We start from the raw sequence: 19463 nt of genomic DNA, 5'->3' as shown, positions 1-19463 counted from the left end.
ACGGACACACAGCCATGGCAAGCGAACAGACCACAGAGTCCTCCAGCCTTTCCCGACGCCCCAGTATCCTGGTGGCAGACGACGAGCCACGCCTGCTCAAAACCCTGGCCGACCTCCTCCGGAGCCGGGGTTTTGAGGTGTCAGAAGCCCACGGTGGGCGACAGGCCTGTGAACAGCTTCACCGGCAAGCCTTTGATCTGGCCCTGCTGGATCTGAACATGCCAGAGCTGGACGGTTTCCAGGTAATGGCGGAAACCGGCCGGCTGCAGCCGGATTGCGGCGTCATTGTGGTCAGCGGAGAGTCGTCTTTCAGCACCGTCAGTCGGGCCCTGCGCCGGGGCGCACTGGATTACATCCGTAAACCCTTTGACCCGGAAGAATTGCTGGCAACTGTGGAAGGGGTTCTGGGCAAGCAGTCGCTTATTCGCGCCCATGAGATGGTTCAGTCCCGGCTGGAGAAATCCGAGGCTCTGCACCGCTATATCGTCAACAGCTCGCCGGACATCGTGTTCATGCTCGATGAAACCGGGCATATCTGCTTCATCAACAACAAGGTCGAAAGCCTGCTCGGCTATCAGCCCTCAGAGCTCTGCGGGCAGCATTTCCGCCACATACTGGATGACCGGGACGTGGCCCGTGGCACCTATGCTCTGCAGGGCCCCAACATCTCTGCGGATAATCCCCGGGTGCTGGAGGTCCGCCTGAAAACCCGGGGCAGCCGCAAGGCCACCCGTCATTTCGAGATCACCGCCTTCCCGGTAGACCCACAAACCTGGCCCCAGACCGGCAAGACCCAGGGCGGCTGCACCGGCCAGCCAGCGCGTTATTATGGCATCGCCCGCGATGTCACCGAGCGCAAGGAGGCCGAGGCCTTCATCAATTTCCAGGCTTACCACGACCTGCTGACCCGGCTGCCGAATCGGGCTCTGTTCAAAGACCGGCTGGAACTGGCCATCACCCATGCACGACGCAGCCAGCAGAAACTTGCCGTGATGTTTCTGGATCTGGACCGCTTCAAGGTGGTTAACGACACGCTCGGACACGCCATGGGAGATCGCCTGTTGCAGGCGGTCACGCATCGACTGGAAAAGTGCCTGCGCCGGGGAGACACCCTGTCCCGCTTCGGGGGCGATGAATTCACCCTGTTATTGCCGAGCATTCACGGCAACGACGACGCAAGGAACATTGCCCGTAAACTGATCAACGCTCTGAAAGCGCCGTTCCAGCTGGGAGACCACGAGGTCTTTGTGGGGGTCAGTATCGGGATTTCAGTATTCCCCGAAGCCGGCGAGACCATGGATCTGCTGATACAGAACGCCGATATTGCCATGTACCACGTGAAAGCGCGGGGTAAAGATGGCTATCGCTTCTATTCCGACAGCATGAGCATCAACACCGCCAACCGGCTGAGCCTGGAACGGGATCTTCGCCTGGCACTGGAACGCAACGAGCTCCGGGTGTTTTACCAGCCTCAGGTATGCTCCCGTTCCAACCGGGTGGTGGGCCTGGAGGCCCTGGTGCGCTGGCAGCACCCGGAACGGGGACTGCTCTACCCCGGGGATTTCCTGCCCCTGGCAGAAGAAACCCGGCTGGTTGGCAAACTCAGTGAACAGGTTATCGATCAGGCCTGCCGCGACGTCGGCCGCTGGATCAGTAGCGGGCATTCCGACCTGCGCCTGGCGGTGAACCTCTCCCCCAGCCAGGTGGAGCACCCCAGATTCGTCGAAACCCTGATGAACCGGGTGGCCGCCCACAACTTCCCGGCCGATAACCTGGAAATCGAAATCACAGAAAATGTGATCATGAATGATCTTGAACAGATCAGCCGCAAGCTCAAGGAGCTGGCCGCCACCGGCGTGCGCATCGCCATCGACGATTTCGGTACCGGCTATTCCTCGCTCAATTACCTGCACCGTCTACCGATTCACACTCTGAAGGTGGACCAGTCCTTTGTTAAAGCCATACGCAGTGGCGAAGACGGAGCCTGCATCGTCAACGCCATTATCGCCATGGCACACGGCCTGAAACTCGAGATTGTGGCCGAAGGTGTGGAAACCGACGACCAACTTGCGTACCTGAAAAGCCTCGGCTGTCACCAGGTTCAGGGCTTCTTCTACGGCCCCGCCCGACCCGCCGCCGACATTACACGGTTGCTGGCCAAAGATGGTCTGGCCTTCGCACATACCGGCTAAAACGATTATCGATTGTCTGACACTCAGAACCAAAACATTGACCCGGTTTGCAAAGTGTATCCTTACGTTACTTTGTGTATCCGGAAATGCGCAGTACTGCACATCTTTCAACCTACCCCTTCTCTAAGCTCGGTTTATCAGTAACCGATCACCGGAATGTCCGACAGGCTGTCGGAGCAACAATCACAATAACGGTGGCGGACAACCAGGGAACAAGAAGAAGGCAGCAGTCATCATGCGCGACAAGTACAAGTATATTGGCCCCGTCTACGATTTTCTCAGCAATCTCTACAGCGGCAAGAACATCCATCGCTGCAAGACCGCCATGCTGGATGTGGAAACGGTAAAACCCGGAGACCGCATTCTCTTTGCCGGCGTCGGCCACGGCCGGGACGCTATCCGAGCCGCAGAGCTGGGAGCGGAGGTAACGGTGGTCGATCTGTCCGAAACCATGCTGCGCAAATTCGCCGATGCCCAGCATAAAGAAGCGCCTCATCTGACCATACGCCGCATCCACAGCGACATCATGAAGGTGGATGAGTTCGAGCAATACGACATGGTGGTCGCCAACTTTTTCCTGAACGTGTTTGACGAAGACATGATGGTGAAGGTGCTCGAGCACCTGATTCGCCTGGGCAAAGCCGATGCCAGAGTGGTTGTCGGCGACTTCTGCTACCCGACGGGCAACATCCTGTCCCGCATGTTCAAGAAACTCTACTGGTACATGGCGGTGTTCATTTTCTGGCTGTTTGCCAACAACGCCTTCCACAAGATCTACAACTACCCCGAGCACATGCAGCGCCTGGGCCTGCAGGTAACCGAGAAGAAGCACTTCAAGCTTCTGAACATGGACTGCTACTGGTCCATCCTCGGCCGAAAACAGGCCTGAACCCCTGACACCAAAAACAACAACAGGTTATCGGGAGCGTCATCATGTCAGACCAGATTCTTGCACTGGACCGTACCCAGGGACTCACCGACGGACAGTTTACGTTTTCAGAGCGGGTGAACTACCTCAAGCAGTTCGGCGTGCACTCACAGTCCTTCTCGACTCTGCAGCCGGGGATGCAGTACTTCGATGTTGAAGGGATGGGCTACGTGGCCTACATGCGTAAATGGGGCGGCACCTTTGTGCTGTCAGACCCGGTTTGCGCACCCGAGAACTTTCCGGTGATTCTGGAGCGCTTCCACCAGAAGTTTCCGAATGCCTGCTACATCCAGGTCTCCAAACCGGTGGTGGATTTCCTGCATCTACGCTTCGGGCTCTACGGCACCCAGTTTGGCAGCGAATCCCGCATCGACCTGCGCAAATGGTCCCTCAGCGGCAAGAAAAAGCAGATTCTGAGAACCGCCCTGAACCAGGCCGAAAAGAACGGGATCACGGTTAAAGAGCGTTTCAGTGATGACCACACGCGGGAAATCTCGGAAGCCTGGATTCGCACCCGAAAATGCAAGAGCAACGAAATCCGTTTCCTGATTCGCCCGATGGAAATGGATTATCGGGAAAACGAACGGCATTTCTACGCCTATCAGGATGGCAAAGCCGTCGGCTTTATCTACTTCGACCCGATCTATCGCAACAACGAAATCATCAGTTATGTGCCCAACATATCCCGCGCCAACGCGGACTTTCGTCAGGGCATATTCTATACCCTGATGGCCCACGCCATGGACGTGTTCAAAGCCGAGGGTGTGCCGTTTCTGGACCTGGGCCTGATTCCCCTGTCCCTGGACAAAGCCACGGAGCACCAGGAAAGCCGGCTGCTCAAAAAGATGCTCCACGGCATCTATGAGAAAGGAAACTTCCTGTACAACTTCAAGGGGCTGGAGTTCACCAAATCACGTTTCCGCGGCGATGGATTCAAGACCTACTGCTGCCACAAGCGGGCTATTCCAGCTCTGGAGTTCCTCGCCATGTTCAAACTGACCCGGTTACTGTAACGCCGGGCCAGTGGCCGGCCACCAGCCCCACCGGGATGCCCATTTCCGACATGAACGGGCTCAGGTCTTCCGGCGCATCACCGGAAAAGCAGGCACTGATCACCACCGGCCCGGAGTGGTCCGGTGGCGTCTGCGCACCGGCCAACTGCCCCGCCTGATCGAGCCACCAGGCCACGCGGCGGGCAATCGCCTCGCCAGACTCCACCCAGTGCATCACCTCCGGTAACGCCTTGCGTAACCAGGGCAACAATAGCGGGTAATGAGTGCAGCCCAGAACCACCGTGTCGACACCGGCTTCGCGCAGCGGCACCATGGCGCCATCCACCTCCACCTGATCCGGCGCAGAGCCGCCAACCAGCTCCTCAGCCCAGCGCACCAGGGCGGGATGACCAAGGCGGACTACCTCACAATCTCGCGCAAACTTCTGAATCAGATCATCCAGATAGGCGCGCTTGACCGTCGCCGGTGTCGCCAACAGGCCAATGCGGCGATTGACGGAACAGGCTGCCGCCGGTTTGACCGCCGGCACCACCCCGACCACCGGCACAGCAATGTTGGCCCTGAGCTCGGGCAAGACAACGGTACTGGCGGTATTACAGGCCACCACCACCACATCGCACGGAAACTGGGCCAGGCATTGCCGTATAAGCGTGCAACAGCGCTCGATCACCACCTGTTCGGGCTTGTCGCCATAGGGAAAGCCGGCATTATCTGCCAGGTAAACCAGCTCCGCACCGGGTAACGTCTGGTGAATACAGGCAGCGACACTCAGGCCACCGACCCCGGAATCAAACACCAGCACCCTCGGGCGACGGTCAGTCATGGTGGCGACCACCATTTCCGGCAGTCATCTCTGCTTTCAGGACGTTGATCAATCGCCCTGCTATCGTGGTGTCTGGCGGAACCGGGGGATGTTCATCCACCGTAAACCAGCCAGCATCCGCCAGTTCGTCTTCCTGCAACCGCAATTCACCACTCTCGTAGTCGGCAAAGAAGCCCAGCATCAACTGGTGAGGAAATGGCCAGGGCTGCGACCCCTGATAGCGAATGTTGGTCACCGCCAAGCCGGTTTCCTCCATCACCTCCCGGGCCACCGCCTGCTCCAGATTCTCGCCCGGCTCCACAAAACCAGCGATCAGACTGTAGAAGTTGCGGGTGACCCGCGCGGATTTTGCCAGCAGGAAGCGGTCGCCCCGGCGAATAACGGTAATGATGCAAGGGGCAATACGCGGGTACCAGGGGATGCCACACCGGTTGCACCAGCGCGCCCGTTCGCGGGGATGAGCTCCGGTTTTCTCTCCACAGCGGCCGCAGTAACGATGGTCCTGCCACCACTGCCAAACCTGATAACCGGTACTGAGCAGATCCACCGGCGCCCCGGGCGTAAGCAGCATAGCCTCACGCAGGGACAGCGTCTGCATGCCCGGCACACCGGTGTCCGGCAGCATGGTGACATACAGAGGGCGCCCCTCCCAGGCGCCCAGGGACAGCGCCTCCGGCCGGCTTCCACCCATTTCCGGGCCACCCCAGCGAAGGAACCAGCCATCCGCCGGCTTCAGAATACTGTTGCCCGTGAACGCCAGCAGCAGATCACCCTGCTCCGGCGAGGCCTCATTCCACCCGGGTACCCACTGTGCCTTGTCGTCTGCCATGCCCTGCCTTTCCTGCTGCCTGAATACCAGTCCCGAAATGTACCACATCACATTCATCACCAAGAATTAGTGCACGACTTTCCGCTACCGCCCCAACCCGTTAAACTTGGCGCCTGTTTCCAGGACCGGAGTAACCGTTTATGCGACTTTATCAGGGCATTCGCAGCCTGATCCTGTCTCTTTTCCGAAAGATCCTGTTTTTATGGGTCAGGACTGATGTCAGTGGCAATACCCTGGAAGCCCTCGGGCTGGACCCGGACAAGCCCGTCTGTTACGTGCTCCAGTACAGCTCACTGTCGAGCCGTCTGGTGCTGGAGCAGGAAGTCATCCGGGCCCGGTTGCCGGGAGCCACAGATACCTTGCCGGTCAAAAACGGGCCCTCGCATTCGTTTTTCTTCCTTTACAAACGCATTGGCGGCCTGTTTCGGGGCGGCCGGCACAAGCCGGTGCCTACCCGGGAATTTACTGATCTGGTCCACTTCGGGCTGGAACATCCGGATCAGGACGTCCAGATTGTGCCCGTCTCGCTGTTCTGGGGCCGATCACCCGACAAGGAAAAGTCCCTGGTCAAGCTACTGCTCTCAGACACCTGGTCGGTGGCGGGCCGCCTGCAGAAATTTCTGATTATTCTTGTGCATGGTCGCAACACCTACGTGCAGTTCAACCAGCCGCTGTCACTCAGGCAGGTGGTGGACGAGTATCGCGACAACGAGCAGAAGGCCAACCGCAAGCTGGCGCGAATTCTGCGAACCCACTTCCGTCGTGTCCGCCAGGCGGTGCTGGGGCCGGATTTGTCGCATCGACGCACCCTGGTGGAAGGGCTGGTACGCACCCAGGCGGTCAAGGAAGCCATCCGTGAGACTGCTGCGAAGGATGATATCCCGCCGGAGAAGGTCCGCGCCAAGGCCTACAAATACGCCGACGAGATCGCCGCCAGCATGTCGATTGTCACTATTCGCTTCCTGGAACTGGTATTGGCCTGGCTCTGGAACCGGATCTACAACGGCATTGCCATCCACAACATTGGGGTAGCCAAGGAAGCGGCACAGGACAACGCTGTGGTCTACGTACCCTGCCACCGCTCCCACATCGACTACCTGCTGCTGTCCTATGTGCTCTACAAAAACGGCCTGATGCCGCCCCACATTGCGGCAGGCATTAACCTGAACATGCCCATCGTGGGACCAATCCTGCGACGTGGTGGCGCGTTTTTCATGCGCCGCAGCTTCAAGGACAACCCGCTTTACGCCACGGTGTTCAACGAGTACATGCATGTGATGTTCACCCGGGGCTACTCGGTGGAGTATTTCGTCGAGGGTGGCCGCTCCCGGACCGGCCGCATGCTGCCTCCGCGCCCGGGCATGCTGTCAATGACCGTGCGAAGCTTCCTGCGGGATCACCGCAAGCCCATCGTTTTTGTACCGGTGTACATCGGCTACGAGAAAGTCATGGAAGGGCGCTCCTACCTCGGCGAGCTGCGCGGGAAAAAGAAACAGAAAGAAAGCATTTTCGGTCTCGCCAAGACCGCTCGCAAACTGACCAACTCGTTTGGCCGCGTTGCCGTCAACTTCGGTGATCCGATCCACCTGGACAAGGTACTGGACGACGTTCACGAAAGCTGGCGCCACGAAGCCTATGACACCGAGTATCGTCCCCCCTGGCTGAACCAGGCCGTTGATAATCTGTCCCAGCGTGTGGCCAGCAACATCAACGCCTCGGTGGCCGTGAACCCGATTGGCATGACGGCCACCGTTCTGCTGGGCACTGAGCGGCTGGCGATGGATGAGGGCCAACTGATCCGCCTGCTGGACAAGTATGCTGACCTGCTCCGCGCCTATCCCTATGCCGAAACCATTACCCTGCCCGAAGGCAGCGGCCGGGACTGGATTGCCTATTGCGAGAACATGGGGCTGATTACCCGTCAGCCCCAGAAACTGGGCGACATTATTGCCCTGGAGGGCTCGAACGCCATCCTGATGACTTACTATCGGAACAACATCCAGCATCTGTTTGCTCTGCCAGCCCTCATTGCCAGCCTGTTCGAGAACAAGGCCAGCCTGAGCCGGGAAAAGATCGTTTTCCTCACCAGCGTCGCCTATCCCTACCTGCAGTCAGAGCTGTTCCTGCAGTATGACCAGGAAAAGGTAGACGCGGTGATCAACCAGTGGATTGACGTGCTGGTGGACCAGGGCTTGCTGATCAGGCTTGAGGATGAGCGTCTGGGACGGCCTGAGGAAGGTACCGAAGCGATGCTGCGGTCGCGGATTCTGTCCCGCTTCATCATCCAGACCCTGGAACGCTATCACATCACCCTGGGCATACTCAGGAAATATGGCTCCGGCAACCTGACGGCGGCAGAGCTGGAAGAACAGAGCACATTGCTGGCGGAACGGATGTCGATTCTGTTCGGCCTGAACGCACCGGAGTTCTTTGACAAGACCCTGTTCCGGAACTTCATCGCCAATATGCAGAAAAACGGCGTTCTCACAACCGATGAAGACGGCCGGCTGTGCTATGGCGAGGGTCTGGATGAAGTGGCTGAAGACGCCCGTCTGGTTCTGAGCGTGGAGAAACGCCAGGCGATCCAGCAGGTCACCATGCTCGACGCCTGACAGATCGCTGCGGCACTGTCAGGCCGGCAGCGCCCGGATCGGATAGATGTCGTAGCGACTGCTTTTACCCTCAACCCGTGCAGCCGGCTCCGGTCCGGCGATCGCGGGTGCCTTGCGGGGGCGTTTGACCACCACCCGATAGCGGGCACAGCCGAGCGCGGCCTCCAGTAGCTGGCTGGCGTCGTCATCATCACCCACCACCTGCCGGAACACCTGCATTTCCTTCTTGACCAGCGCAGACTTGTCCCGATGCGGAAACATCGGGTCCAGATAGACCACATCGACGGCTTCGGGTCCTGCCTGGTTCATCCAGTCCAGTGAGTTGCCAGAGTGCAGCGTCATTCGCGCCACAATCGGTGCACAAGCCTCATTCAGGCTAGCCCGGTACAGGCCATCGGCCAACAGGGCATGAATGATCGGGTTACGCTCGAACAGTGTCATCTGGCACCCCAGGGAGGCCAGTACAAAGGCGTCCTGGCCGAGGCCGGCGGTGGCATCAAGCACCTGCAACGGAGCGCGGGTTTTCTGCATACCCACGGCGCGCGCCACCAACTGGCCAGCGCCACCACCGTGCTCGCGCCGGTAGCCCATCTTGCCACTGACAAATTCCGCCCTGACTGGCCCGGGCGCACCTTTACCGGTTTGTTGTAACGCCAGCCCATGCTCGTCCATGAACAATAGAAGACCGTAGTCCCGAACCTGTTTGGGGGCGATCACGCCCAGCCAGTCAAGCCCCAGCTCGGTGGCCAGCGTACGGGCTACGCCCGGTTCAGCCAAGGGGCTATGAGCAACGGCCAGGATGTGACGGAGAGACGAGGAATCCGGAAGCTCGGTGTGAGAGGAAGGCGACGGCATCAGACCAGAATATCAATTCCGCTCAGCACGCTGCCGCTCTCAAACTCCTGTCCGGCAGCGGCAACGCCGGCAAAAGCCGACAGCGCGCGGGCGGCAGGAAGCGGCAATTCATCTGCGCGAAAACGTTCAAGCCGGGCATCTTCCGCCGCGCGCCGGGCTTCGACACGCCGGCTGTCCAGTTCCGGGCCGGTACCACCGGGCTGTGCCGGATTACCGGGGGCGGTATCCCGATCCTGACGGGCGGTATTGAGCTGGTTGCGAACATCACCCGTGGCAAGTGCCTGGGGGTCCGCCGCCGGGGTGCGGGATACATCCGTGCGTTCCCGGGCCGGGGAGTTATTACCCGCCTGGTACAACGAAGGATTTGAGGGATTGATGCCGCCAATCATAACGCACCACCGGGGTGAGGATTCAGAGTCGTCATCGCATTATGGAGGATCTGGTGCAGAATGCAAAGACGGCGGTTGGAGCGGGGTTCACTCCCGACCGGGCAACTTCTTCCAGGCCACTTCGTCCCGGATATACACCGGTTGTGCCTGCTCTGCTGGCACCGCCTGCCCGTTCGACATTCCCTGTTCGGCCAGCTTCGCCACCTGGGCCGCTGCCGGCAACAACGTATCGTCAATGGCTGCGAGGCGTTCAACGAGTTCACCGGGCATCTGCTCTTTCAGGGTCCAGCCCTGACCGGCGCCGTACCAGTTGCCACTGGCATCCGGTGGCAGAGTCACCGCGTCAGGCGGGCAGACCCGCTCCTCGCTCAGCAACACTGGAAGCCCCGCCTCACAGCGGAACACGCCCCAGTAAACCTCCCCCATGCGGGCGTCAAAGGCCACCGCAATGCAATCACCCTCCTGCAGGGCGTGCGTTTCGATCGCCGCGAGCGCCACCGCCGCCAGGGACGACACTGGAACCACGGGGATATCCAGCCCCCAGGCCAATCCCTGGACTACACCGGTTGCAATCCGCAGCCCGGTGAAAGAGCCTGGGCCCCGGGCGAACGCCAGCGCATCGAGATCGGTTGGGGACAGGCCCTGCTCCGCGCACAATTCGCGAACCATGGGCATTAACAGGCGAGTGTGGCCCCGCGGAGCCACCTCGAATCGCTCGGTCACCCGGCCATCCAGCCAGAGTGCCGCGGAACAGCCCTCGGATGAGGTATCCAGTGCCAGAAGTTTCACAGAATCACGCCTCCTGGGCTGAGCCGGTTTCGATCACTTCAGTTGGGACAGAATCTGATCGCGAATACTGTCGAGGCTGCCAACGCCTTCAACGCGCACATACCTGGGTGCATCGGCCGGGGCTTTCTCTGCCCAGCTCTGGTAGAAGCCCACCAGCGGCGCTGTCTGCTCATGATAGATTTTGAGGCGCTTGCGAACGGTCTCTTCCTTGTCGTCTTCACGCTGGATCAGCGCTTCGCCGGTCTCATCGTCTTTGCCTTCTACCTTGGGCGGATCGTATTTAACGTGGTAGATGCGGCCACTGCCCTCGTGTACACGACGGCCAGACAGGCGGCTGACGATTTCTTCGTCTTCAACCGAGATTTCGACCACGTAGTCGATGGCGATACCCTGGTCTTTCAGGGCCTCAGCCTGGGGAATGGTGCGCGGGAAGCCATCCAGCAGGAAGCCGTTCTTGCAATCTGGCTGCTGGATACGCTCTTCAATCAGGGCAATGATGATGTCATCAGACACCAGGCCACCAGACGCCATAACCTCTTTAACCTGCAGGCCCAGCTCGGATTCGGCTTTGACCGCAGCGCGGAGCATATCACCCGTGGAGATCTGGGGGATCTCGAAACGCTCGGTAATAAACTGGGCCTGGGTGCCCTTACCTGCGCCTGGCGCGCCTAACATAATGATTCGCATAACGTTGTGCTCCCATTGCTTTATATTATCGTTTGAAAAGTTATGGCAAAGACCTCTGCCTTTGCGACAACCTCTCGACGGCTCCGGACCGTGTATCCGGCGCGCACGCACAAAAACGAGGCAGCATTATACGAACTCACACCCGGCAGAGAAAGTCGACCTCCGTATCATTGTCCGAATGCCGGGCTGTAAGCTGCCTCAACGGCCAGTGCAGGGCTGGGAATAATCAGGAAGCGAGGGAAGACGCCAGCACGTCCAGATCGGAAGCCACCTGGTCTATGTCGCTCTGAACCCGCTCCAGCACATCCGCCCGGAGCCCAAGGCTCTCAACCAGTGCCGGCAGGTCGTCAGGATTGAGTTCGTCACCGATACCACGCTCTTTGAGTATGGCATTGGCCAGCTGCACCATCTGGACATATTCCTCGTGCTCGCCATGGTATCCGATGTGCTGGTGCATGCCGGCGGCTTTGATCACGGCTTCCGGCAACTGCCACAGCCGGTGCAGAATACCGCCAATGGCACCATGACCAACAGCCAGAATATCCTGGCGCTCACTGTGGCCAAACACTTCCTGCTCGAGCGAGTGCATGCTTGCCTCCGGGTTGATTTCCCGCAGAGCATTGAGCTCTTCAAACTCCGATGGAAACAGATGGCCCACCAGCAGCAGGCCGAAGTTGTGCAGCAATCCGCACAGATAGGCGAGCCCCTTGTCGCGGCCGGAATAGGCGGCGAGGTTCTGGCACAGGAACGCGCAATAAAGCGAGTGGCGCCAGAAATTATCCATGCCGAGCATGCCTCCGCGGGGCACATCAAACGCCCGCACCGAGGCAATACCCAGGGCAATGTGGGCAACCCGGTCAAAACCGAGGACCCGGGTGACCGCTTCCTGTACAGAGTTTATCTGGCCGGGGTAGTTGAACAGCGCTGATCGGGCATAGCGCATGATCTGCGCGGTCATACTGGGGTCGAATTCGATCAACTCGGCCAGCTCTTTGGCCGTCGCTTCAGTATTGGCGGTCAGCCGCAGGATTCGCAATGCCAGGGCCGGCATTGGCGGCAGCCGATAAAGCTTTTGCAGTTTGTCTGCCACGTCTTCCAGAGTCAGGGCTTCGCGATCTTCCACGCCCTGACCACGAATAACCAGATGTCCCTGCCGGGCGCCAGCCTGGGCCAGACGGAAGGCCCGGCCGTCCATTTCAACCAGGCTGTGGTCCGTGCCACCGGAGAAGATCACACTTTCGGCTGTCACTACATCTTCATCCACCAGAACCGGCAGCTCCCAGGCGGCTCCGATCGGAGGTACGAATCCGGCGTCACAGTCCCCGAACAACCGGGAAGTCTGGCGCGCCGTCAGCGGCTGCAGGCGCCGACCGGTGAACTGGTGCACGGCATCCATATCAAGCGTGCTGTCAAAACGGTGTACCACCATAACCACCCCATTGATATCGATCAGCAGGGTCGCCTTGATAAAGTCATGCTGGGGTTTACCCGAAGCAAGCACCGCCGCGTCCAGATTGGCAACGGGCTCCGTTTCCAGTGGCTGGTAGGTAATGCCCTTGCGGGCCAGAAAACGCGAAAGCCTCTCCGACAATGCCAACGGGGGTAACTCCTTAAAGCAAATGGGCCGGGGCTGTCCGGCCCCGGCCTTATTATGCACCTTAACCGGTATTTCGCATACCGGCAGAAATTCCGGCCATGGTCACCTTCAGCGCCCTCTCGACCAATTCCGGCACCTTTCCAGCCCCCTCGCTTTCCCGGTCACGCCTGAGTAATTCTGCCTGCAGATAGTGCAGCGGATCAGTGTAGGGATTCCGGACTTTCATTGAATGGGCAAACACCGGCTCCTGCTCCAGCAGAGTCTGTTGCTGTTTAAGCTCCAGCAGACGCTCAATGCAGCCCTGCAAACGCTGCCTCAGGCTCTGGCCAAGCGCCAGCAAGTGCTCGTCCTCAACCAGGGTCTGCTCGTAATAGCTGGCAATACGCAAATCTGCCTTGGCGAGGACCATTTCCAGCATATCCACGTAGGTGCGGAAGAACGGCCAGCCCTGCATCATCTCCCGCAGTTCGGGCAGGCGGTCCGCCTGGGCCGCCTGTTCGAGGGCAACATCACTGCCCAGCCAGCTTGGCAGCATCAACCGCATCTGGGTCCAGGCAAAAATCCACGGAATGGCTCTCAGGCTTTCAACGCCCCCTGTGGCCTTGCGCCGGGCCGGCCGGCTGCCAAGGGCAAGTTTACCCAGAGCCGTTTCCGGTGTGACCTGGCGGAAGTAAGGCACAAAATCCGGATTCTCACGGACCACCTCACGGTAGGACCGCAGCGAACGCTCGGTCAGCCAGTCCATCACCTCGCGCCACTCATCCTTTGGCACAGGTGGTGGCGCCAGGGTCGCCTCAATCACCGCGGTGGTGTACAAGGTCAGACTCTGCACCGCCAGCCTCGGCAGACCAAATTTAAAGCGGATCATCTCGCCCTGCTCGGTAATCCGGAAGCTGCCGTTCACCGAGCCCGGCGGCTGGGACAGAATCGCCCGATTCGCCGGACCACCGCCCCGGCCCACGGTGCCGCCGCGGCCATGAAACAGAGTCAGATGCACTCCATATCGATTGGCCACTTCGGTCAGCTTCTCCTGGGCCTGGTACTGGGCCCAGGCCGCCATCAACTGGCCGGCATCTTTGGAGGAGTCTGAATAGCCGATCATGACTTCCTGGCGTCCGCTGCAGTATTCCCGATACCAGTCCACCTCGTACAGGGCCGCCATACTGTCGGGTGCCCCCTTGAGATCATCCAACGTTTCGAACAGCGGCACAACGCGCATGGGGAAAGCCATCCCCGCTTCCCGCAGCAGCAAAATCACGTTTAAAACGTCCGAGGGCTTGCTGGCCATGGAAATGACGTAGGAACCCAGGGCTTCCGGTGTCTGGCCTGCGACCACCTCGCAGGTTGCCAGCACCTCCCGCACCGGCTCGGAGGGTTGCCAATTCCGGGGCACCAGGGGGCGCCGCCCTTTCAGTTCCTTGACCAGAAACGCCTGGCGCTCCTGTTCCGACCAGGACAGATAGTCACCCAACCCCAGGTAGTTCACCATCTCTGCCACCGCCTCGGCGTGGCGTGAGGCCTCCTGGCGGATATCCAGTCGGATCAGTGGCAGGCCGAAGGTGTGAGCCCGGCGAATGGTATCCAGCAGCGGACCATTGGCAATGGTCTCCAGCCCGCACTCCATCAGGGAGCGATAGCACAATTCCAAAGGCCCGGTCAGATCCTCGTTCTCAAACAGAATGCCCGAATCGTCCGCCGGCTCGCCCTTGACGCTGGCCTCGGCCCAGTCCCGGGTCTTGATCAGGCGTTCCCTCAACTGGGCCAGCACCTGGCGATACGGCTCCCGGGAATCTCCCACCTCGGCCCGCAATTCATCGCTTGCCTGCCACATGGAGAGCTCCGCTCTCAGCGCCTGGATATCGCGCAGATAGAGATCTGCGGCCATCCAGCGACCAAGCAGAAACACTTCCCGGGTCACTTCGTGGGTGACATTGGGGTTGCCATCACGGTCTCCCCCCATCCACGAGGCAATTCGGATCGGCGACACCTGCAACGGAAGCCCCTGACCGGTCGCCTCCGACAGCGAGGTGTCCAGGCTACGGAGAAATTTCGGCAGCGCCTGCCAGAGACTGTTCTCGATAACGGCGAAGCCCCACTTGGCCTCGTCCACGGCGGTCGGCCTTTCATGCCGAATCTCGTCGGTATGCCAGGCCTCGGCAATCAACAGCGACAACCGGTCAACAATTTCCTCCCGTTCACCGGGCATCAGGTCGTCATGATCCAGCCTCGACAGGCAATCGGACATTTCATCGTACTTGAGGATCAATGTACGCCGGGCCACTTCGGTGGGGTGCGCGGTGAGCACAAACTCTATGCGTAAATCTGCAACCTTCCGATGCAACTCTTGCGGGTCTATCCCCCCGGACTTCAGCCGATCAAACACGTCCCCCAGGGATTCCACCATCAGATCTGACGGATGCCCCTGCTTGCGACGAATTCCATGGTACTGCTCAGCCAGGTTGGCAAGATTAAGGAACTGGTTAAAGGCTCGGGTCACCGGCAGCAGCTCATCATCGCTGAGCTGGCCCAGGAGTTTCACCAGGCGTTGTCCGGAACCACTTTCCTGGCGCCGGTCAGCCTTGGCGGCGGCGCGGATTTCTTCAATGCGGTCGTAGCAGTCCTGTCCGGGGAATCGGAGTATGCTCTGGCCAAGCAGATCGCCCAGCAAACGTACGTTTTCTCGAAGATCCGAGTGCAGTTCGGTCACGGCAGGTTCCTTCTGAATTGACGGAAACAATCTAAACTTACGATACTAGGGAGCAACGCAGAAAGTCTATTGACGATTCAACCACTTCGCTCAGGAGCTGACATGAAAGTGACCGAACTGCCCCAGCATTGGGAAAAGGAAAAACAGGCCCAGGAGCGCAGCCATGAATACAACCTGCGCCTGCCTCTGGAAGATGCCGCACGGATTGCGGCCCTGGCGGAACTCTACCCGGACCGGAGCGAAAGTGAGATCCTGAACGACATGATTGCCGCCGCTCTGGACGACCTGATCAGCCAGGGCCCGCTGAAAGACCGATTGGCAGAACAGAAGAAGTCGTAATACAAACAACAACGCCGGGCTGAGCCCGGCGTTGTTGTTACAGAATCTATGGCAATGGGTGTTGGCAACCGTCAGGCAACCGACTCCAATTGGCGGGCCTTGAGGCGCTTGATGTGTTTCTGGCTCAGGGCAACGAATTGCGGCGTCAGGCCTTTGTCCTCATAGATTTCAAAGCCATCCTCGTCGTAAGCCACAACCTTCTCACCCTGAACGTAGGGGAAACTGGTTTCCAGCTCGTCGAGAGCGGCGGAGATCAGATCCCGCATCAGATCCTGAGTGGACTTCATCGGATACAGTGCCGCAAGCTTCTGCAAACGGTCATGATGCTGGTCAGCCAAAGACAGATAGGCGGCATCCCGGGTCAGTCTTCCACGGCCGTGTTTATCCCAGTGCTTGACCAGATCTTTGATCTTCATGGTGCCTTCACTCCTGCATCTTGTTTGATGGCACAACGCACTTTTTCAGTGCGACTGTTCCCGGAAGTGTAGACGAAGAATGACAGGCCGGTGACGGAAAATTGGTAACGGATTGTACCTATCGGTGACGGTTTCCAGTTCCGCTTCCCTACTCCTTTTCCACCCCTTTCACGCTCTGCCACACGGCATCCAGCGCTTCCAGGGTTTCTTCATCCAGATTACGACCTTCTTTTTCCAGCACCCGCTCAATGGCACGGAACCGGGCATCAAACTTGTGATTGGTTCGCTTCAGGGCCTGCTCGGGATTTACTTTCAGGAAACGTGCCAGATTTACGCAAACAAACAGCAGGTCACCCAGCTCGTCCTCAACCGCATCCAGATCTCCGGTACCGGCCTCGGCCATTTGCCAGGCTTCCTTGAGCTCGTCGATCTCTTCGTGAAGTTTGTCGAACACCGGGCCGATATCCGGCCAGTCGAAGCCATGCCGGGCCGCACGCCGTTGCAGTTTTTCCGCCCGGGCCATGGCCGGCAGAGTGCGGGCAATACCGTCCAGACGGCTGGCCGGAGTCTCCGCCACCGGCTTCTCAGCGCGCTCCTCGGCCTTGATGCGCTCCCAGCTTTCCTTGATCCAGGCTTCATCGGGTCGATTATCCGGATCGATACGGCTCTCCAGTGTGCACCCCGGAAACACGTGGGGATGGCGCCGAACCAGCTTGCGAACCAAGTGGTCAACAATGCCATCAAACTCAAAGTGTCCGGTTTCTTCTCCCATGCGGGCATAGAAGATGACCTGGAAAAGAAGATCTCCCAGTTCGTCTTTCAGATGCGGGAAATCCTCCTGCTCGATGGCATCAGCGACTTCGTAAGCTTCTTCAATCGTGTGAGGCACGATGCTGGCAAAGGTCTGTTTGGTGTCCCAGGGGCAACCGGTGTCCGGATCCCGGAGCCGGGCCATCAGGTATTTCAGATCTTCGATGCTGTAACTCATCCGCGTTTCCGCCTTACGTCGATGATGTTCGGCAGGTTCCGAATCTGGGCCAGCAGCCGCGCCAACTGCTCCAGGCTGGAGATTTCCACCGTCACCCGCATAGTGGCCGTGTTCTCGTCTTTGTTGGTCACGGTGTTGAGAGACAACACATCACTGCGGGACGAAGACAGCACCTGGGTGATGTCACGCAGCAGACCGGATCGATCGTAGGCCTCAATTTCGATATCCACCGGATAGACCGCCGCGGGCTGCCCGCCCCAGTTCACTTCAATGATGCGGTTCGGTTCAAATTCCCGCAGGTTCAGGAACGTGAGGCAGTCCTGGCGGTGCACGGTCACGCCGCGGCCCACGGTGATGTATCCCCCGATCGGGTCGCCGGGCAGCGGCTTGCAACACTTGGCCACCTGGGTTTTCAACTTGCCAACACCGAGTATCTGGATATCGGATTCAGTATCGTAGGGCTTTTTCCGGTTCGGGGTCAGCTTAAGATCCAGCTGTTCAGACCGGGGCTCCAACAGTTGCTGAGCCACATTGGCCACATGAGTAGGCCGCAGGTCTCCCGCCCCGATGGCGGCAAACATATCATCAATGCTGTGGTAGTTGACCTTGGCTGCCAGTTGTTCCAGCTCCACATCAAACAGCGACAGGCGCTTGAACTCATCTTCCAGAATAGCGCGGCCGTCAATGACATTGCGGTCACGGTTCTGCTGTTTGAACCAGTGTGTAACCTTCGCCCGGGCCCTGGACGTCTGAATATAGCCCAGGCTCGGGTTGAGCCAGTCCCTGCTGGGAGCCGGATTGTTGGAGGTCAGAATAAAAACCTGATCCCCGGTCTTGAGCGGGTAGGTCAGCGGAACAATGCGGCTGTTCACCCTGGCACCCCGGCAGGCATGACCAATTTCGGTATGCACCCGGTAGGCAAAATCCACCGGCGTGGCGCCCTGGGGCAGGTCTACCACATGGCCTTCCGGCGTAAACACATACACCCGGTCTGAGGCCACGTCTGATTTCAGATGATCCGCCAGTCCGGAAATGTCTCCCAGCTCCTCCTGCCACTCCAGAACCTGGCGCAACCAGTTGATCTTGGCGTCGTAGCCGGTGGATTTGTTCCTGGTATCGGTGCCCTTGTACAGCCAGTGGGCACACACACCCAGCTCCGCTTCTTCATGCATGGCATGGGTACGAATCTGCACCTCCATGACCTTGCCTTCCGGGCCGATCACAGCGGTGTGCAGCGACTGGTAACCGTTCTCCTTGGGGTTGGCAATGTAGTCATCAAACTCGTTGGGAATGTGGCGCCACAGGGTGTGAACAATCCCCAGCGCGCCATAGCAATCACGAACCTCCGGCACCAGAATGCGCACGGCACGGACATCGTAAACCTGGGAAAAATCGATTCCCTTACGACGCATCTTCCGCCAGATACTGTAGATGTGCTTGGCCCGCCCGCTGAGCTCGGCCTTGATACCGGAAGCCTTGAGCTCGGTTTGCAGGGTATCAATCACGCGGCGGATGTAGCTTTCACGGTCCAGCCGTTTCTCATCCAGCAACTTGGCGATTTTCTTGTATGCAGAACCATGCAGGTAGCGGAATGAGAGATCTTCCAGCTCCCACTTGATGTGACCGATACCAAGCCTGTGAGCCAGCGGGGCATAGATATCGAACACTTCCCGGGCCACGCGCATGCGTTTTTCTTCCGGCGCATCTTTCACTGCGCGGATAGCGCAGGTGCGCTCTGCCAGTTTGATGAGCGCTACCCGAACGTCATCAATCATGGTGACCAGCATCTTGCGGACATTGTCCAACTGGCCTTCGCTCTGCCCCAGGACATTGCCCTTGAGCGGATGATGGATGGACGAAATCGCAGCCATCTGCTGCACGCCGTTGATCAGCCCCGCCACTTCATCGCCGAATTCCTTGCGAACCTCTTCAAGCGGCACCCGTTCTTCACGCACCGCCCGATAGAGTACGGCGGCAACCAGGCTGGCCTGATCAAGATGCAGCTCTGCCAAAACCTGCGCCATTTCCAGACCGGTCCGGAAACTGCTGGCACCGGGCGCCCACAAGCGGTCTTCCCGGAACGCCTGAACGGCGATCTGGGCGGCTTTCTCACAAGCCCTCCGAAGCTGACCCGGGTCCTCGAGATGAGTCTGTTCAGCGATGTGCTGCACGCAACGGTCTAAATCGACCTCGCCGTCACCGCTGATCGAATAGTCTTCCCGAACTTTTACCATGGCAGAGCTTTACCCGTTTGTTTTTCGGTTATTCTCACGGCCATCCTGGCCGTTCCATTGCGTAT

16 protein-coding genes are annotated in these 19463 nt (G+C 59.1%); 5 read left to right on the top strand and 11 right to left on the bottom strand.

Features of this window, described 5'->3' with window-relative positions; translation table 11 throughout:
* Nucleotides 1-14: 14 nt before the first annotated feature.
* The 3 genes from MARHY_RS04810 (at nucleotide 15) to MARHY_RS04800 (ending at nucleotide 4133) form a co-directional block, all read left to right on the top strand.
* Complete coding sequence (locus MARHY_RS04810; protein WP_014420788.1) at nucleotides 15-2192, top strand: putative bifunctional diguanylate cyclase/phosphodiesterase; 2178 nt, start codon at nucleotides 15-17, stop codon at nucleotides 2190-2192.
* 235 nt (nucleotides 2193-2427) lie between these two features.
* Complete coding sequence (locus MARHY_RS04805) at nucleotides 2428-3081, top strand: class I SAM-dependent methyltransferase (protein ID WP_011785691.1); 654 nt, start codon at nucleotides 2428-2430, stop codon at nucleotides 3079-3081.
* Between the two features lie 44 nt (nucleotides 3082-3125).
* On the top strand, nucleotides 3126-4133 hold the full coding sequence (locus MARHY_RS04800) for a DUF2156 domain-containing protein (RefSeq protein ID WP_014420787.1): 1008 nt from the start codon (nucleotides 3126-3128) through the stop codon (nucleotides 4131-4133).
* Here the strand turns inward: MARHY_RS04800 and murI are convergent.
* A complete protein-coding gene (murI, locus tag MARHY_RS04795) occupies nucleotides 4111-4956 on the bottom strand; it encodes a glutamate racemase (protein WP_014420786.1) in 846 nt (281 codons plus the stop codon). The two genes, MARHY_RS04800 and murI, sit on opposite strands and share 23 nt — an antisense overlap.
* On the bottom strand, nucleotides 4949-5785 hold the full coding sequence (gene nudC, locus MARHY_RS04790) for an NAD(+) diphosphatase (protein ID WP_049756939.1): 837 nt from the start codon (nucleotides 5783-5785) through the stop codon (nucleotides 4949-4951). Before nudC ends, murI begins: the two co-directional genes overlap by 8 nt.
* Before the next feature lie 140 nt (nucleotides 5786-5925).
* On the opposite strand from nudC, the gene plsB reads away from it, so the two are divergent.
* Nucleotides 5926-8397 (top strand): glycerol-3-phosphate 1-O-acyltransferase PlsB, encoded by a 2472-nt coding sequence (gene plsB / locus MARHY_RS04785; RefSeq protein WP_014420784.1) that lies wholly within the window; start codon nucleotides 5926-5928, stop codon nucleotides 8395-8397.
* An 18-nt stretch (nucleotides 8398-8415) separates the two neighbouring features.
* Here the strand turns inward: plsB and MARHY_RS04780 are convergent, their stop codons facing one another.
* The 6 genes from MARHY_RS04780 to ppc form a co-directional block, all read right to left on the bottom strand.
* A complete protein-coding gene (locus MARHY_RS04780; protein ID WP_014420783.1) occupies nucleotides 8416-9252 on the bottom strand; it encodes a class I SAM-dependent methyltransferase in 837 nt (278 codons plus the stop codon).
* Nucleotides 9252-9641, bottom strand: a complete 390-nt coding sequence (locus MARHY_RS04775) for a hypothetical protein (protein ID WP_011785697.1) — start codon at nucleotides 9639-9641, stop codon at nucleotides 9252-9254. The genes MARHY_RS04780 and MARHY_RS04775 overlap by 1 nt, the downstream gene beginning before the upstream one ends.
* An 87-nt stretch (nucleotides 9642-9728) precedes the next feature.
* Nucleotides 9729-10430: a tRNA (adenosine(37)-N6)-threonylcarbamoyltransferase complex dimerization subunit type 1 TsaB gene (gene tsaB / locus MARHY_RS04770; RefSeq protein ID WP_014420782.1), complete on the bottom strand. Its 702-nt coding sequence runs from the start codon at nucleotides 10428-10430 to the stop codon at nucleotides 9729-9731.
* Nucleotides 10431-10463: 33 nt separating this feature from the next.
* Nucleotides 10464-11117 (bottom strand): adenylate kinase, encoded by a 654-nt coding sequence (gene adk / locus MARHY_RS04765; protein ID WP_011785699.1) that lies wholly within the window; start codon nucleotides 11115-11117, stop codon nucleotides 10464-10466.
* 226 nt (nucleotides 11118-11343) lie between these two features.
* The gene (locus MARHY_RS04760; protein ID WP_014420781.1) at nucleotides 11344-12714 is read right to left on the bottom strand and encodes an HDOD domain-containing protein; all 1371 of its coding nucleotides are present in this window, start codon (nucleotides 12712-12714) and stop codon (nucleotides 11344-11346) included.
* A 61-nt stretch (nucleotides 12715-12775) separates the two neighbouring features.
* The gene (gene ppc, locus MARHY_RS04755; RefSeq protein WP_014420780.1) at nucleotides 12776-15421 is read right to left on the bottom strand and encodes a phosphoenolpyruvate carboxylase; all 2646 of its coding nucleotides are present in this window, start codon (nucleotides 15419-15421) and stop codon (nucleotides 12776-12778) included.
* 102 nt (nucleotides 15422-15523) lie between these two features.
* On the opposite strand from ppc, the gene MARHY_RS04750 reads away from it, so the two are divergent.
* Complete coding sequence (locus MARHY_RS04750; RefSeq protein ID WP_011785702.1) at nucleotides 15524-15760, top strand: hypothetical protein; 237 nt, start codon at nucleotides 15524-15526, stop codon at nucleotides 15758-15760.
* A gap of 71 nt (nucleotides 15761-15831) precedes the next feature.
* On the opposite strand, the gene MARHY_RS04745 is transcribed toward MARHY_RS04750, so the two are convergent.
* The 3 genes from MARHY_RS04745 to relA form a co-directional block, all read right to left on the bottom strand.
* Nucleotides 15832-16176: a hypothetical protein gene (locus MARHY_RS04745; protein WP_011785703.1), complete on the bottom strand. Its 345-nt coding sequence runs from the start codon at nucleotides 16174-16176 to the stop codon at nucleotides 15832-15834.
* 148 nt (nucleotides 16177-16324) lie between these two features.
* Nucleotides 16325-17164: a nucleoside triphosphate pyrophosphohydrolase gene (gene mazG, locus MARHY_RS04740; RefSeq protein ID WP_014420779.1), complete on the bottom strand. Its 840-nt coding sequence runs from the start codon at nucleotides 17162-17164 to the stop codon at nucleotides 16325-16327.
* The gene (relA, locus tag MARHY_RS04735; RefSeq protein WP_011785705.1) at nucleotides 17161-19398 is read right to left on the bottom strand and encodes a GTP diphosphokinase; all 2238 of its coding nucleotides are present in this window, start codon (nucleotides 19396-19398) and stop codon (nucleotides 17161-17163) included. The genes mazG and relA overlap by 4 nt, the downstream gene beginning before the upstream one ends.
* Nucleotides 19399-19463: the final 65 nt, after the last annotated feature.

Origin of the sequence: Marinobacter nauticus ATCC 49840 (assembly GCF_000284615.1) — a bacterium.
Taxonomy (GTDB): domain Bacteria; phylum Pseudomonadota; class Gammaproteobacteria; order Pseudomonadales; family Oleiphilaceae; genus Marinobacter; species Marinobacter nauticus.
The sequence above is the reverse complement of the archived record's forward strand: the minus strand, read 5'-3'. Positions and strand labels throughout refer to the sequence as shown.